At 70.8% G+C, this 15,804-nt stretch carries 3 protein-coding genes (1 of these 3 cut by a window edge); all 3 read right to left on the minus strand.

From position 1 onward, the window contains the following. A protein-coding gene (locus ACFWN2_RS11075) for a hypothetical protein (protein WP_382426650.1) crosses the window boundary here: on the minus strand, window positions 1-13,347 show its 5' end (the start). The gene continues 16,311 nt to the left of window position 1, outside the view; 13,347 of the gene's 29,658 nt are visible here — the first part of the coding sequence; it begins with the start codon at window positions 13,345-13,347; the stop codon falls past the left edge of the window. 68 nt (window positions 13,348-13,415) lie between these two features. Next, the gene (locus ACFWN2_RS11080; protein ID WP_382426652.1) at window positions 13,416-15,209 is read right to left on the minus strand and encodes a hypothetical protein; all 1,794 of its coding nucleotides are present in this window, start codon (window positions 15,207-15,209) and stop codon (window positions 13,416-13,418) included. A gap of 48 nt (window positions 15,210-15,257) precedes the next feature. Beyond that, window positions 15,258-15,770 (minus strand): YbaB/EbfC family nucleoid-associated protein, encoded by a 513-nt coding sequence (locus tag ACFWN2_RS11085; RefSeq protein ID WP_382426653.1) that lies wholly within the window; start codon window positions 15,768-15,770, stop codon window positions 15,258-15,260. Between the last annotated feature and the right edge of the window lie 34 nt (window positions 15,771-15,804).

Consider the following 15,804-nt stretch of genomic DNA (forward strand, 5'->3'; position numbering starts at 1 on the left):
GGTGGTGTCCGAGATGGCCACCAGCTTGGCCTCGCCCAGCTTCACGGACATGCCGATGGCGCCGGAACGGTCGGTGACGCGGCGGTCGTACTTGAGGCCCTGCTCCTGCACGCCGGTCTCGATGAGCCGCTGCAGGTTCGCCTTGATGTTCTCCGGGGCGAACATCTTGTCGATCTGCGCGCGGGACGCGGTGCCCGGCGTGGTCAGCGCCGAGTCGCCCTTCGCCGCGCGGTTCAGGGCGTCGATCGCCTGGTCGCGCAGCTCCGTCGTGTTCGCGACGGCCTCGACGTTGAGGAACTCCGGCGACTTCGGCCGGGCTTCCTTCGGGCTCAAGATGTCCTTGATGGACGGAGAGTCGTCGATCTTGGTCGACGTCGGGTCACCCGGCTTGAAACCGTCACCGGGGTTGTCCTTGAGCGTCGCGCCGTCCTGCACCCACAGGTTGACCTTGCCGTCGATCTTGTCGAGGCCCGCGCCGGTCTTGGCGACCGTGCTCACCTCGGGCGACTGGTAGCCGGGCGCACCGGGCGTCAGCGACCGCACCCACGTGCGAGGGCGCTCGAAGGTCGTGATCTCGATCTCGAACTCGACGTCGTTCGAGAACACCTGCGAGTCGGGGCTGCCGGACTGCGACTGCGTGGCCGAGACCGCCGGTCCGGCCGAGGTCTTGTCCGTCCACGAGTGGCTGTAGGACACACCGGCCTGCGGCGACGGGTTGAGCGCGGCGACCCCGGTCTTCACCGGGATGTTCGCCCTGCCCTGCACACCGCCGGTCCAGCCCTTGGTGGTGCTGGTGTTGGCGTCGAGCTTCGGGCCGGTCGTCGTCGAGTCGCTGACGGTGTGCGCGTCCGCCTTGCCGAGGTGCTGCGGGTTGCTGAGCTTGGCCTTCACGGTGACGTTCACGTAGGTGTTCGTCGTCGTGCCGGAGTTCTTCAGCTGCACCGAGACGCCAGGGCCGAGCAGGCTGTCCATGTTGGCCTTGAGCGCGGCGGGGGAGAGCGTCGCCGTGATCTTGCGCTGGTTCGCGAGCTGCTCGGAGACGTTGGAGAAGCTCTGGCCCTTGCTGCTGCGCGGGTTCGCGTCCGGGTTGTTCCACTTCGGCAGGAACTTCTCGAAGCCGGGCAGCTCGCGCAGCTTGCCCTCGACCTGACCCTGCACCTTGTTGGCCGGCGTGAACTCGCCGACCTTCGCGTTGCCGGCGGCGAGCGTGTCGGCGACGAAAGGCGGCAGGTACTTCGTGTCCGCGGTGGCGGGGTCGGTGATGGAGTTCCTGGTGCCGTCCGGGGTCGGCAGACCCACCGCACCGGCCTCGTTGAGGCCCATGCGCATGTGGGTCGTGACCTCCATCTTCACGCTCTCACCGGAGGGCGTGCGGACCTCGACCTCTGCCGTGACCTCGTACAGGCCGGTCTCGGACTTCACGCCGATGCCGGTCTTGTGGTTGCTGCTCGACCCCGCGTTCACGCCCTCCGCGGTGCGCGAGGAGTAGGTCGCGGTGGCGCCGACCGTGCCGCCGACCTGGCCGGGCACGCCGATGTTGCCGCCGAAACCGGCGGTGACGTCGAACCCGGTCTTGGTGGACGCGGACACACTGCTGCCGAAGGCGGAGGTGTCCTTCAGGTCCAGTGCTGCCTTGTCGCTGGTGCCGACCAGCTTCGCGTCCTTGAGGGTCGCGGTCATCTGCACCGCGCCGCCCTTGCTGGCGTGCGGGCTGACGAGGTCGGGCGACGTGACGAAGCCGCCGAGCATCGCGGGCATGTTGTTGCGGATCGAGGTGGGGCTGAGGAAGTTCTGCAGCACCTCGCGGCCGGGCGAACCGACCTTCGTGATCGACGGGTGCAGCTTCGAGGCGACGTCGGTGAACGCCTTGCCGGAGTCCTTGACCACCACGGCTTCCGGCACCGCGTTCTCGACCTTGGCACCCCACTCGGCGTCCGTCGGGGTGACGGTGCCCGAGGACTTGCCGGAGTCGACGATCGAGCTGAGGTCCTGCGGGATCTGCAGCGTGACGTCCGTGCCGGTGCTCAGCGTCGAGAACTGCTTCACCTCACCGCTGGCGTCGGTGAGCGTGACCTCGTACGAGACCGGGACGGTGGCCTTCTTCGAGCCGTCGTCCGATCCCTTGATCGCCCGCGCCTCGGTGACGGAGTTGCTGGTCGACTGCGAGACCGCGGGCGTCGCGAGCGCGGCCTTGCCGCCCAGCGAGCCGTACGGGCCCATCGCGACACCGGCCGTCGCCGAACCGCCGACGTCGTTGGACGTCGAGATGGTGTTCGTCGTGCCCGTGGCCGCGCCGGCCTGGTAGCTCTTGTCGACCTTGGTGTCGGCGTCCGCCTTGACGTCCGTGGAGGCGTCCGCGTGCATCTCGGCGCGGATGTTCGCCTCGAACCAGGCGTTGCCGATCTTCACCTGGAAGTTGCGGCCGCCGTCGAGGAACGTCTCGAAGTCGTTCTCCAGCGCGTTCTTGATGCGCGCCTGGTCGTCCGCCTTGAGGCCGGGCATCTCGTTCACGACGGCGTCGGCGCCGCGCACGTCGGTCGCCGTGATCGAGCCGAGCGCCTTGTTGTCCTGGAAGAAGCTCGGCAGGTTCGTGTTCGGGACCTGGCCGACCGGCTGCGGCGCCATGGTGGTCATCGGGATGACCGGGTTCGGCGTCGGCTTCGGCGGTGCGGGACGGGTCTCGACGTCGGCGTTGGTGTTCGCGTCCGCGTCGGGGGCCGACCGCGTCTGCGTGTCGGGTCCGGGCGGCGCGGGACGCGTGTCCACGTCGGGAGCGGGCGGTGCCGGGCGCGTGTCCGCGTCCTGCCGTGCCTGCTGGACCTCCTGGGTGAAGTCCCGGAGGGCTTCGAGGTGGCTGGTGTTGTGCCCGCCGGTCTGCGCGTCCTGGATCTGCTGGTCGACGTGGGCCTGCACGGCCGCGACGTCGGCGTCGCTGAACTGACGCCAGCCGGGCGCGTTCGTGTCGGCAGGCAGCTGCAACGCGTGGGCGGTGAGCGACGCGTCGCGGTTGGCCGTGAGCTGGTCGACCTGGTTCTGCCGCCACTGGACGTCGCGACCGGCCCGCTCCTGGCGGGCCGCCCTGTCGTCCAGCATCGACTGGGTCTTGAAGGCGTCGGGCACCATGTCGGCGGCGTTCCACCGGGTGCTGTCGGCCTTGGCCTTGGCGAGACCCTGCTCGGCGATCTGCGTGCGCTGGTCGTAGATGTGCGGCGGACCGGCGTTGCGGGAGATGTCGAGCGCGTTCTGGATCGCGGCCGCGCGGTCGGGGTTGTTGGAGTACGCCGGGTTCTGCTGCATGTCGCGCAGAGCCGCGGAGTCCAGGCCGTACAGCGACGCCGCGAACGACCGCGGCGACGTGCCCTCCTGGACGGGGCCGAAGCCGCCGGGGACGACGAGGTCCACGTCGGGGTTCGCCGGCCGCGCCGCCGGGTCCTGCATGAACGGGCGCGGTTCCGGCTGGACAGCGGGCGCCGGTGCGGGCTGGGCCTGCTGGTTCGCGTCGGCCGCGGTGTTGTCCCTGGTGCCGGCCGGCGGGACGTCGCCGCGCGGCTGGACCGGCGCGTCGTCGTCCGAGCGGACCGACGAGGCGTCGTCCACGTCGGCCGGAGGCGTCTCCGGGCGGTAGGGCACCGCCGAGTCCAGGAGCTGGAAGTCCTGGAGCTGGCCGTAGAGGTTGTCCAGCTCCGGGGTCGGCCGGCCGCCGATCCGCGCGTCGCGGATCAGGTCCGTGACGTGGTCCTGGAGGACCTCCACGTCCTGCGGCGTCACCGACTGCCAGCCGGGGGCGTTCAGGTCGTCGGGCAGGCTCAGCGCGTACGTCGTGAGCGCGTCCTTGCGGTCGTACTGCAGCGTCAGCAGCTCGTTGGAGAGCTGCTGCTGGTGCTGCTTGAGGTTCTGCACCTCGGCCTGGCGCTGGGCCTGGTCCGTGCGCTGCAGCTCGGACTTGAACATGTCCGGAAGCGCGTCGGTGACGTGCTTCAGGTCCTTCGCCTTGCTGTGCGACTCGTTGATCTCGGTCTGGAGGTCGCTCAGGTGCTGCTGGATGCCGCCGGGCTTCTGCGCGATCTCCAGGTTGCGGGACATCTGGTCGATCTCTTGCACGTGGAACGGGTCGTTGCGGTGCTGCGCCTTGAGGTCGGCGAGCTCGGCGGGCGTCTTGCCGAAGAGCTCGGCCCTGAACGCCGCGAACTCCTGCCGCGGGTTGAGCCCGCTGTCGTTCGCCCGCGTGTCCACATCGGACTGCGCGTCGAGGTCGGAGTTCGCGTCCACATCGGACTCCACGTCCGACTGCACGTCGAGATCCGACTGCACGTCGGAGTCCGGCCCGTTGGCCGCGGCCTCGGCCGCCATCTCCTGGCGGCGCTGCTCCAGCGCCAGTTCGAACTGGCGGTTGTTGAACTCCCGCGTCCTGGCGTCGAGGTCGCGCAGCCGTTCCGCGCGTGCCTCGATGTCCGCGTTCATCTGCGCGATCTTGGCCTGCGTGGCCTGGATGTTCGCGTGCATGTCCGCGGCTTTGTCGAAGCGGTTGGCGTAGTCGGGGTTGCCGACGAACGACAGGTTCTGCTCCGTCTGCTTCACCAGCGCCTCGGCGTCGGCGATCTTCTGGTCGAAGTCGACCGAGGTGTCGACGTCGCCGCCGAACATGCCCCTCAGGAAGCCCTTGACGCCGGTGTTCTCCGACTTTCCGTCGCGGTAGTTCTGCAACGCCTCCTTGGCGTCGTCCAGCTGGGTCGTCAACGCGTCCAGGCCGCGCGTCGAGGCGTGGCTGAGCACCTTGCGCACGTCCGCCTCGTTCTGCACGCGCTGCTGCAGGTCCTTGAGGCTCTGGGCGTCGAACCCGGCGTTCTCCGCCGCCGTGATCTGCTGCGTCAGGTGGGCGTCGAGCTGGGGGAGCATGTTCGCCGGGATGTTCGCGAGGTTGTCCGCGTTCGGGCCCGCGACCTGGGTGTCGACGATGTGGGTCATGCCGACCCGCGGACCCTCGGCGTTCAGGGTCCTGATCTGGCTGTCGGTGTTGTTCTTCAGGTCGGTGAGCGTCGCGACCTGTTCCTTGATCGCGGCCGTCTGCGCGAGCTCCTTCGGCGACTGCATGATCTCGGGCTTGCGGGAGCCCTGGGCCTTCGCCTCGTCGATCCGCGTCTGCAGGTCCGCCGAGCGCTGCATCAGGTCCTGCGTGAAGACCTGCGGACCGCCGGGGTGCGCGGCCGCGCGCTTGATCAGCTGGGTGTTCTGCGCCGCGGTGTAGAGGCCCAGGTCCTGGCGTCCCTTGTACAGGTCGCCGATGGTCTGGTTGACCTCGGCGGAGGACTTGCCGGCGAGCCAGGCCTCCATGCCCGCCCGGACCTCCTGCGGCGTCGGGCCGCCGAGAGCGCCGAACGTGCCGTTCTGCGTGTTGATCTGCACCTGCGGCGCGCCCGCGGGGCCGTGGACGGTCGGCACGCCGTTGTTGTCGACGACGAGCTGCACGCCGAGCGACTGCGCGATCGTGTCGGGAATGTGCGAGCCGACGTGCGAGTCGGCCCACGACGGCGTCTGCAGGGCGTGGTTCATGAGGTCGGCCGACGACGGCAGCGCGCCGTTCGTCTTCACCTCCTGCGTGACGTGGTTGATCATGTCCACGTCACCCGGCTTCATGCCGTCGGTGTTCAGGCCGGCGTTCACGACGTCCCAGCGCCTGCCGGACCCGTTCGCGAGGTCGTTCGCGACGTTCGCCCGCCACTGGTCGACCTTGGCGTCGGCGGTGAGGCCGGGCGTGTTCGGTTCGAGGTCGGGGTGGAACTTCGCGAGCGAGTCGGGGGAGACCTGGCTCGCGACCCAGTTCGACAGGGCGGGCGGGTTCAGCCCGGCGTGGTTGTGGTTCTGCGGGTTCTGCTGAACGTCGTTGCGGACGTTGTCCACAGTGGACTGGACGTCGCTGAGGCCCACCAGCGGCGAGGAGTTCGGCACCTGCACGCCCTGGAACGCGGCGCTGCGCAGCACCGACTCGACCAGGCCGACGTTGTCGAGGTTCGGCAGGTGCGTCTGGTTGTTGGGCCGGACGTCGGCGTCCACGTCGGAGTCGACGTCGAAGCTGCCGGGCAGACCCGGCGTGTCCGAGGGCATCGGCCGCGTCTGCACGTCGGGGCCGACCTCCGGACCCGACTTGACGTCCTGAGTGGACGGTGCGCTTTCCGGTGCGGGCTTGGGAGTCCAGTCCGCGGGCGGAGGCACGGTCGCCGGACCGGCCGGGTTGATCGTGGTGTCGGGCACCATGACCTGGCTGTTCGCGTTGTTCTCGATCAGCCAGAGGTGGCGCGGCCGGATGCCGGGGTCGGGCAGGTGGACGTCGGCGCCCATCATGCCGCCGTCGTTCTGGTGCACGCCGGAGTTGGTGTCGTGCTGCTGGAAGACGCGGCTCGAGTCCTTGTACTCGTCCGGGATGCCCAGGTAGTGCAGCGTCTCGTGCGCGAGGACCTCGGGGCTCGTGTCGGCGCCCCAGTGCGTCTGGTCCGGGTTGGGGTTGTTCGGGTCGACCTTGACGCTGGTGTGCGCGTCGGCCTTGTTGTCGGTGAACTCGAGGTTCAGGTGGAACTGGTCACCGCTGGGCAGCCGGTGGCCCTGGTTCAGCAGGTTGTTGACGCCGTTGGTGGCGTTCTCCTTGACCTGCGCGATCTGCTCGGGCGTCATGTTCGCGGCAGGGTCGATGTGCACCTTGACGGTGTACTCCTGCACGAAGTTGCCGGGGGACGTCTCGATGCGGCGCAGGTCGTAGTTGATGAGGCCCTGGTACGACTTGATGTTCGACGGCGTGCTGTCCGTGCGGACGTCGTGCACGGTCTGGTTGACCGTCCGCACGTCGGTGTCGTTGCGGCGGTCGGCCCAGGTGCTGCGGTCGGCCGGGTTGCTCGGGTTGGACCAGTCCGCGGTCCTGGCCGGGTCGTGGCGCCACGACTGGTCGGTGAGGACGTCCTTGCCCTTGTGGGACTCCGGGGTGGGCGGCGTCGCGGCCGGCGGCGCACCGACCTTCGGCACGTCCTTGCGGGTGCCGTCGGGGTTCAGGTTCGACTGCGGTGCGGGCGGTGCCGGGGGAGCGGGAGGTGCCGGCGGGGCCGCGGGCGGCGGGCTGGCCGGTGCGTCCCTGGTCGGCGCCGGTCCGTTGTTCTGCGGGGTCGTCTGGGGGGTGGTCTGGGGAGCGTTCTGGGACGGCGCGTCGGTGTCCGCGGACGTGTTCGTCTCGTTCGGCCTGACGTCGGTGCCGGGCGCCGGGGGCGCGCTGCGGGTGCCGTCGCCCAGGTCGCTGCCGGGGTTGGACTCGGCGTCGAAGAAGGCGTCGTTGTCGGACTCGACGTCGCTGTTGGTGCCGCGGTTGGACTCGGCGTCCACGAAAACGTCGCTGTCGGACTCGACGTCGCTGCGGGACTCGGCGCCGGTGTTGGTGCCGGTGTTGGTGTTGGTGTTGGTGTTGGTTTCGGTGTTGGTTTCGGTGTTGGTCTCGACGTCGCTGTCGAATCCGAAGAGACCGCCGCTCATGTCGGGGCCTTCGGACTCGCTGTCGGACTCGACGTCGTTCTCGGCGTTGGTGCCGGTGTTGGTTTCGGCGTTGGTGTTGGTTTCGGTGTTGGTCTCGACGTCGCTGTCGGACCCGAAGAGGCCACCGCTCATGTCGGGTCCGTCGGACTCGGTGTCGGACCCGAAGAGGCCGCCGCTCATGTCGGGTCCGTCAGACTCGGTGTCGGACTCGACGTCGCTGCCGGTGTTCGTCTCGACGTTGGTGCTGGGGGTCGTGACGGCGGGAGGTGCCACCGAAGCAGGAGACTGCTGGGCCGGGGCCTGCTGGGCCGGGGACTTCGACTCCACCGGCGTCTGCGGACTCGGCACCTCGGCGTCCGGCGTCCGCACTTCCGGGGCAGGCGGCGGTGCGGACGGCGGGTCCAGCCGCAGGGTCAGCGCCTGGAGAACCTGGTTGTTCTGCGGTGCGCGAGCGTCCTCGAACACCTGGGAGAAGTAGTTGCTCTCGGGAGTGTCCTTCTGCGAGAGGTTCTTCAGCAGGTCAGCGAGCTGGGCAACGTCGTTTCGAGCCGAATCCGCATCGGCGGGATCGACCGGATCGCCCGGCTTGTTGCTCGGGAAGTTGTCGGCCAGCTGTTGCTGGAGTTCCGGCTTCCGCGACTCGAGCAGATCGATGATCTGGTCGACCTGCTCCTTGGTGAGGTCGACCGGATTTTTTTCGTCGTCGAGGAAGTCCCGTGACGCCGGGTTGCCGTCGATGACGCTTTTGATCTCCTTGGCCGCGTCCTCGGGGATTCCGGAAAGGATGTTCGTGACCTCCGCGCCCTTGCCGTGGAGCGCGGGCGAGAGCATGGAGGAGATCTGGGAGACGGAGCTGGCTGCCTCGCCGGGTGTGCGGTCCGGCGACACCACGTAATCCCCGAGCGCCGAGAAGGTCTCGATGGCGGAGGTCACCTTGAACGCCTGGATTGCAGGCGACGGGTTCTTGGGGTCGGTGGTCCCCTGCAAGGCCTCGTTGACGGCTGCGGTCCACGCGGTGTCCGCTCGCAAGCCGTTGCTCGCGTTGTTCAGGTTCGTGGTGGCGGCGTCGGCGCCGGGGACGTTCGGGTAAGGGGTCTTGCTGGTGAGAACGGAGATGTTCGGCCGTTCGACGAGGTGCGCGAGGTTCGTGGAGTTCGCGCCCTCGTTGATCGCGGGCAGGGTGCCGAGCTGGAAGACCTGCTGGAACACCGCCTGGGGCATGGACCCGGTGTTCACCACCAGGACGTCGCCCTGCTTCAGGTCGTCGATCTTCTGCTGCAGGTCGGGTGACGTGATGTCCGCGTGCTGGACCCCGTCCATCTCGAGCTGCGGCACGAACCAGACCGACGAGGGGGTGATCTCCATCATGATCGCGGGCTTCTGGTTCAACGAGTGCAGAGCCATCGCGAGGTGGTTGGACACGCCGGGACGGCTGATGGGATCTACGGCCACGAGGCCGTAGACCGGCATCAGGTCGACGTCGTTGCTGAGCACCGCGTCGGCGACCTTCTTGATGCCGTCGGCCTTCGCGGGGTTGGCGGCCATCTCCGTGTCGATGAGGTCGGCCAGTGCCTGCGGATCGGTGATCTTCGGTACGTCGTAGACGTACCTGGCGTCCGGGCTGATGTGCGGGTCCAGATCGGTGATCGTGACCTCGCCGCCGGGGGCGTCGCGCTTGATGAGAAGCCGCTTGCTGCTGTCCCAGGCATAAGGCTTGAGGATGAGCGCTTCGTTGACTTTGTTCTTGTCGAGGTAGTCGGTGGCGGCTTTCGTGTCGTGCGCGTTGAGCGAGTCGTCGCCTGCCGACATCAGCAACGTGTCGCTGTCGGCGGGATGGTTCGGCGTGGTGGTGACCTCGACCTCGCCTAGGTCCGGCGTGATCAGGAGGTTCATCTTCGCCACGGACTCCGGATCGGTGACGAAGGTGATCTTGTCCTTGTAGCCGCCGTCGCGCAGCGCCTTCACCAGCGTCGTCGCGGCGGCCTGGTGGCCGAGCCCCGCGGCGTTGTCCACCGCGACGACGACATTGTCGACGTCCGACAGCAGGTCCTTCACCGTCGGAGCGGCATCGGAGGTCGTGGCCTCCTGCTGGACATCGGTGGACGGGTCGGAGACGGACGATCCCGTCTCCGCGTTGGGGTTGGGATTCGATCCGGCGGTCATGGGCGGCAGCACGACGAAGCCGGGCGTGACGTTGGGGTTCGGGTTCGGGTTCGCCGTGGTGTTCGGGTTCGGCGCCGCGCCGGTGGGCGGCGGGGGCGACGGCCGCGTCTGGACGGGCGGCGCGTCGGTGTTGGCACCGTTGACCGGCGCGTCGACCTGCGGCGCCGGCCGCGTCTGCGGGTTGGCCGGCGGGACGTTCGCCGCGGTGTTGGGCGACGGCGTGTTCGCCGGCGGGACGGTGGTGTTCGGCGCCGGGTTCGGCGTCTGGACGGGCGGAGCCGAGGTCTCGGACCTCGGCGCGGGGGCCGGGTTCGGGTTCGGGTTCGGCGAGGTGTTCGGCGCCGGGACGTTCGTCTCCGGACGCGGCGACGGCACGCCGGGTGGCGGCGTCGCCGTGTTCGGCGGCGGGGTGTTGGCCGGCGGGGTGTTCGGGTTGGGCGTGTTGACGGGCGGCGCGCTCGGCACGTTCGCCGGCGGCGTGTTCACGGGCGGCGTGTTCACCGGCGGGGTGTTCACGGGCGGGGTGTTCACCGACGGCGCGTTGGCCGGCGGGGTGTTGGTGTTCGGCGACTGCGTGTTCGGCGGCGGCACGTTCGGTGCGGGAGCCGGGTTCGGCGCGGGTGCGGGGTTGGGGTTGGGCGCAGGTGCCGGGTTGGGAGCCGGGGCCGGCGTGTTGACCGGCGGTGCGGGGGGTGCCGGGCGCGTCTGCGCCGGGGGCGGGGTGTCGGCCCTGGGCTGCGGGGCCGGCGTCGTGTCGGGCCGCGGCGCGGGCGTGGCCGCCGGCGGGGGCGTGTTGACGCTCGCCGGCGGCGTGTTCACGTTCGCCGGGGGCGTGTTGACGTTCGGCGCAGGCGCCGGGTTCGGCGCGGGTGCGGGGTTGGGTGCGGGTGCCGGGGCCGGCGTGTTGACCGGCGGTGCGGCGGGTGCCGGGCGCGTCTGCGCCGGAGGCGGAGTGTCGGCCTTGGGCGGCTGGGACGACGGCGCCGTCTCCTGCCTGGGCGGCGGGGTGGTGGCCGGCGGCGTGTTCGTCGACGGCGCGTTGCTCGGCGGAACGTTGGCCGCGGGTGCGTTCGCCGGCGGGACGTTCGTCGAGGGCGCGTTGACGGGCGGCGCGCTGATGGGCGGCGGGGCCGGGCGCGAAGACGCCGGGGGCGGCGTGTTCGTGTTCGGCGCGGGCGTGTTGGCCGGAGGCGTGTTGACCGGCGGCGCGCTCATCGGCGGTGCCGGGCGCGTCTGGGCGGGCGGCGCGGTGTTCGGGTTCGCCGCCGGGGGAGCGGACGACGCGGGCGGCGTGGTCGAGGGGGCCGGGGTCATCGGCGTCGGCTTCGGCGCCGGGGGCGGCGTCGAGGGTGACGTGGACGGCGGGGCCTTGGTGATCGTGTTCTCGGGCGTGGGGGCCTTGGGCGCGTCGAACACGCCCTTCGAACCGCCGGTGCTGGGGACGTACCTGCTGCCGCCGCGCTCGCCGCCGGTCGCGCCGGGTGCTCCGCCCGGTGCCATCGGCGGGGCCATGGGCGGTGCGCTCGCGGCGGGAGGCGTCACGTTCGGAGCGATGCCGCCGCCGGCACGCGGGCCCGCGCTCTGCGGCGGGGTGCTGACGGCGCTCTGCGAACCGGGCGACGTCGGGCCGACGCTGCTGGGGTCCTTGTAACCGGGCGCGGTCGGCGTGAAGGCCGCGGGGGCCGCGGGTCCCTTCGAGCCGCCACCGGGAGTGGCACCGCCAGGAGTGGAGCCGCCGGGAGTGGAACCAGGGGTCGCGCCGGGGGCGCTGGGGTCCTTGTAACCGGGTGCCGTCGGGGTGAAGGGCGCGGGGGCCGCGGGACCCTTCGCGCCGCCGCCGGGGGTCGTGCTGCCGGGCGTCGTCGAGCCGCCGGGGTTCGAGCCGGGGGCGCTGGGGTCCTTGTAGCCGGGCGCCGACGGCGTGAAGGGCGCCGGGACGTTGGCGTTGGGCTTCGGTGCGGGCGGCGGAGTCGAGGGCGACGTTCCGGGCGCCTTGTCGATGGTGCTGCCGGGCGTGGGCGGCTTGGGCGCGTCGAACACGCCCTTCGCGCCGCCGGTGCTCGGGACGTACTTGCTGCCGCCGCGCTCGCCGCCGGTTGCGCCGGGGTTCGCGCCACCCATCGGCGGGGCCATGCCGGGCGCCATGCCGGGAGGCGTCGCGCCGCCGCGGGAAGGCGACGTCACGGGGCTCGGCGCGGCGGGACCGCTCGTGCTGGGCTTGGTGCCCGCGGTGCTGCCGGGCTCCTTGTAACCGGGCGCCGACGGCGTGAAGGCCGCGGGGCTCTTCGCACCACCGCCGGGGTTGGCGCCACCGCCAGGGTTCGCGCCGCCACCAGGAGTGGCGCCGCCGCCCTTGCCACCGGCACTGCCGGGAGGGGTGTAACCAGGTGCGGTGGGGGTGAAGGCCGCAGGGCTCTTGACGCCGGGAGTGGATCCACCCTTGCCGCCCGCGGCGGTGGCGCCACCAGGAGGGGTGTAGCCGGGTGCGGTCGGGGTGTAGGCGGCGGGGGTCTTCACGCCGCCGGGGGTCGCGCCGGCGCCGCCCTTGATGTTGGGCGTGGCGCTGGCCGCGGTGCCGCCGGGGCCCTTGGTACCGGGCGCGGTGGTGCCGCCCTTGCCGCCGGCACCGCCGGGAGGCACGTAGCCGGGTGCGGTCGGGGTGAACGCCGCAGGGGCCTTCACGCCGCCGGGCGTGGCGCCGGCGCCGCCCTTGATGTTGGGCGTGGCGCTGGCCGCGGTGCCGCCGGGGCCCTTGGTGCCGGGAGCCGTGGTGCCGCCCTTGCCGCCGGCACCGCCGGGAGGCACGTAACCGGGTGCGGTCGGCGTGTAGGCCGCAGGGGCCTTGACACCGCCGGGGTTCGCCCCGGCGCCGCCCTTGATGTTCGGCGCCGCACCGGCCGACGTGCCGCCGGGCGTGTTCACGCCGGACGTGGTGTTGGCGCCGCCGCCCTTGACGTTCGGCGCGGCACCGGCCGCGTTGCCACCGGGCGTGTTCGCGCCGGAGGTCGTGTTGGCGCCGCCGCCCTTGATGTTCGGGCCGGCCGCGGCGGGGCCACCGCCGGGTCCCTTGACGCCCGAGGTCTGGTTGTTCGCGCCGCCCTTGATCGCCTGCGGGCCGGCGGCGTTGGGGCTGCCCGGCGTGAAGTTGCCGGAGCTGCTGGTCCCGCCGCCCTTGATGCCCTGCGAGCCGTTGGCGTTGGGGCTGCCGGGGGTGAAGTTGCCCGACGTGTTGTTCGCGTTGCCGCGCACGTTCTTCGCGGCGGTGGACGGGTCGATCGACTGGAAGTTCTTCTGGTTGGTCTGGTCGACCTGCTGCGACGTCTGCTGCGTCGCCTTCAGGTTCGTCTGGACCTCGGTGAACGCCTTGGCGCCACGGTCCGCCTGGGACACGGCGTTGTCGTTGGACGCGTTGAGCGCCGGCACCGCGAACAGGCCGATGGGCCCGAGCGCGTTGCCGCTGAAGTTCAGGCCCCGCAGGCCGCCCGAGATGCCGGTCAGCCGGGACCCCAGGTCACCCGCCTTGTTCTGCAACCCCTGCATGGAGGAGTCGTTCATGGAGTAGCCGCTGTTGCCGGTGGGGCCGCCCCCACCCGTTCCGCTGGTCGGCGGCGTCGAGGGGGGCGGAGTGGCCCCGGGGTTCGACGACGGGTTCGGGTTGACGTTCCCCTTGGCCATGAGTGGCGATTCTCCAGAACTGCGTCAGAACGAGACGGGATCGAGGGATCCCGGCTGTTGGCTGGGACTTACTCTGTGGGCCGGACGGAACGCTGGGGCTGCGCCGCCGCACCGCCGGCGACGTCGTACCTGGCAGCCTGCATCGGCTCGCTCGCCATGAGCGGGTTGACGCTCTCGTAGTGGGCGGGCTCCGCGTCGACGCGCGCATACGCCTCACGCGGCTGCGACGGCTCAAGAGCGTCGTAGGCGTGCGACATCTGCGTGCGCGCGAGGGGCTCGTAACCCGACTGGGCCTGCAACGGCTCCGAGGGCGTCTCCGGGCTGATGTACATCTCGCGCGCCTGCATCGGCTGGACGGGCTCGTGCATCCCGCCGCCACCCGAGGTCATGCTGACACCCGAGGCCATCGTGGAGTCCGAAGCGTCCACGCGGGAGAACGCCACGGGAGCCTGGACCGCCTCGGCCCGCTGGAAGGCCATGGGCGCCTGGACGGCCTCGGCCCTCTGCATCGGCTGCAGCGGCTCCATCGCCTCGCGCTGGAACGACTGCATCGGCTGCAACGGCTCCGCGGCCACCCGCTGGAACGACTGCACCGGCTGCAACGGCTCCGCCGCCACGCGCTGGAACGACTGCACGGGCTCGGCCGCGTGCATCGCGGTACGGGCCTGCATCGGCTCGGTCGTGGCGTGCATCGCCGTGCGGGCCACCATCGGCTCGCCCGCGTCCATCGCCCGCAGAGCGTGCGTCGGCTGCAGCGGCTCGCCCGCCGAGCGGCGGAGAGCCTGCATCGGCTCGCCGGCCTCCGTCGGCCTCAGCGGAGCGTTCGGAAGGGTCGCCTGCGCGAACCCGTCCTGCTGCACGGTGCCGATGCGCGCGTTCTGGAGCGTCGCGGTCCCCTCGGCCTGGACCAGGCCGACGCGGGCGTTCGCCAGCGTCGCGGTCGCGGTGCCGGTGGTGTCCGCGGCGGTCTTGCCGTCGGTGGCCCCGGGAGGCGTGTTGCCGCCACCGGCGCCGCCACGGCCCTCCATGGCCTCGTCGATCTTGTCGTCGACGCCCTTCTGCGCCTTGTAGCCCTCGTAGGTGATCTCGGCGACGTCAGCGGAGTTCTCGAAGCGCTCCCAGCCCTTGCTGACCTTCTTCATGATGTCGTCGAGGTCGCCGATGCGCTTCATCTGCCGGCCGAGGGCCGCGACGACGCGGGCGACGCGGGACGCGATGTTCACGCCCAGCGCGACGGCCTTGCCGACCGCGAAGCCGGCGAAGATCGGGATCGACGCGCCGAACGTCGGGATCATCATGGCGGCGGCGATGAGCGCGCCACCGATCAGCGAACCGATGAGCTGGGCGATCAGGTCGCGGACGATGTCGCGCAGCACCGTGACGAGCATGCCCATGATCGCGACGATCTTGGCCTTGCTCTCGACGGCGTTCGCGAGGTCGTCGAGCTCGTGGCTCATGTTGTCCATCGAGGCCTTGAAGCGCTCGGAGGACTGACCGGTCCAGCCGTCGAACGTCGCGAGGCCGCTCTTGTGGTCCTCCGCGAGCACGCGCAGCTCGGCCGCGCGAGCCTTGTTGGCCTCGACGTTGGCCTGGATCTCCTCAGGGTTGCCCATCAGCTGGTTCAGGGCGTCGCGCAGGAACGACACGTGCTCGATCAGCCAGCCGACACCGGCACCGATGATGCTGCCGAGCGGGTCGATCGCCAGCATCACCGTGGCCGAGGCCGCGCCGATGGCGTTGAACGTGATGTCGAGAGCCTTCTCGGTCTCGGACTCCGCGTCCTTGCTGATGCCGTCGATCAGGCTGCCGTAGGCCTCGATGAACAGCGAGCCCTTGAGCTTGTTCTCCTCGGTGATGTTCATCCCGGGAGGAGACGAGATTGGAGTTTCAGGCGCGGTCATCGCTGTTCCTTACCAGGGCTGGTTGTCGTCGTTGTCGTCGTCGGCGGGGCGTGGCCTGCCGCGGACGGGCGCCGGTTGCGGCGCTGCCGCGGGACGGCTCACCGGCGGCGGGGCCGGAGCAGGTTCCGGCTCGTCGTCGACCTCGTCGTACGCGTCGGTGGTGTCCTCTTCGAACTCGTCGTCCGGGATCGAGTCCGACACCATCTGGTAGGCCTCGGTGCCCTCGCCGAGAGGCTTGAAGAGCTCGAGGACCTGGGTCGCGGCCTGCTTCTGGGCAGCCCGCGCGGTCTCCAGGATCAGCGCGGTGAGCCGGGGCGCGCCCAGCTCGACCGCGCGGTGCCCCAGCTGCAGGTTCTGCAGCCCGCCGTTGGGGCCGACGGTGACCGTCACCGCGCCGTCCTTGGACGACACGGTGGCGCCCGCCGCCGCGAAGTTCTCCGTGAGGTTCTCCGACTTCTGCTTCAGGTCGGCCAGCTTGGCCTCGTACTCTTCGACCCACTGATACGGGTTGGCGGTGGTCACACGGTCCTCCGGCGGCGGCGGTTCAATTGCGGTT

Source organism: Lentzea sp. NPDC058436, assembly GCF_042721515.1.
Classification (GTDB): Bacteria; Actinomycetota; Actinomycetes; order Mycobacteriales; family Pseudonocardiaceae; genus Lentzea.

Coding starts and splice junctions, on each gene's coding strand:
- ACFWN2_RS11080 (WP_382426652.1), bottom strand. CDS start 15,209: ATGAACATCACCGAGGAGAACAAGCTCAAGGGCTCGCTGTTCATCGAG.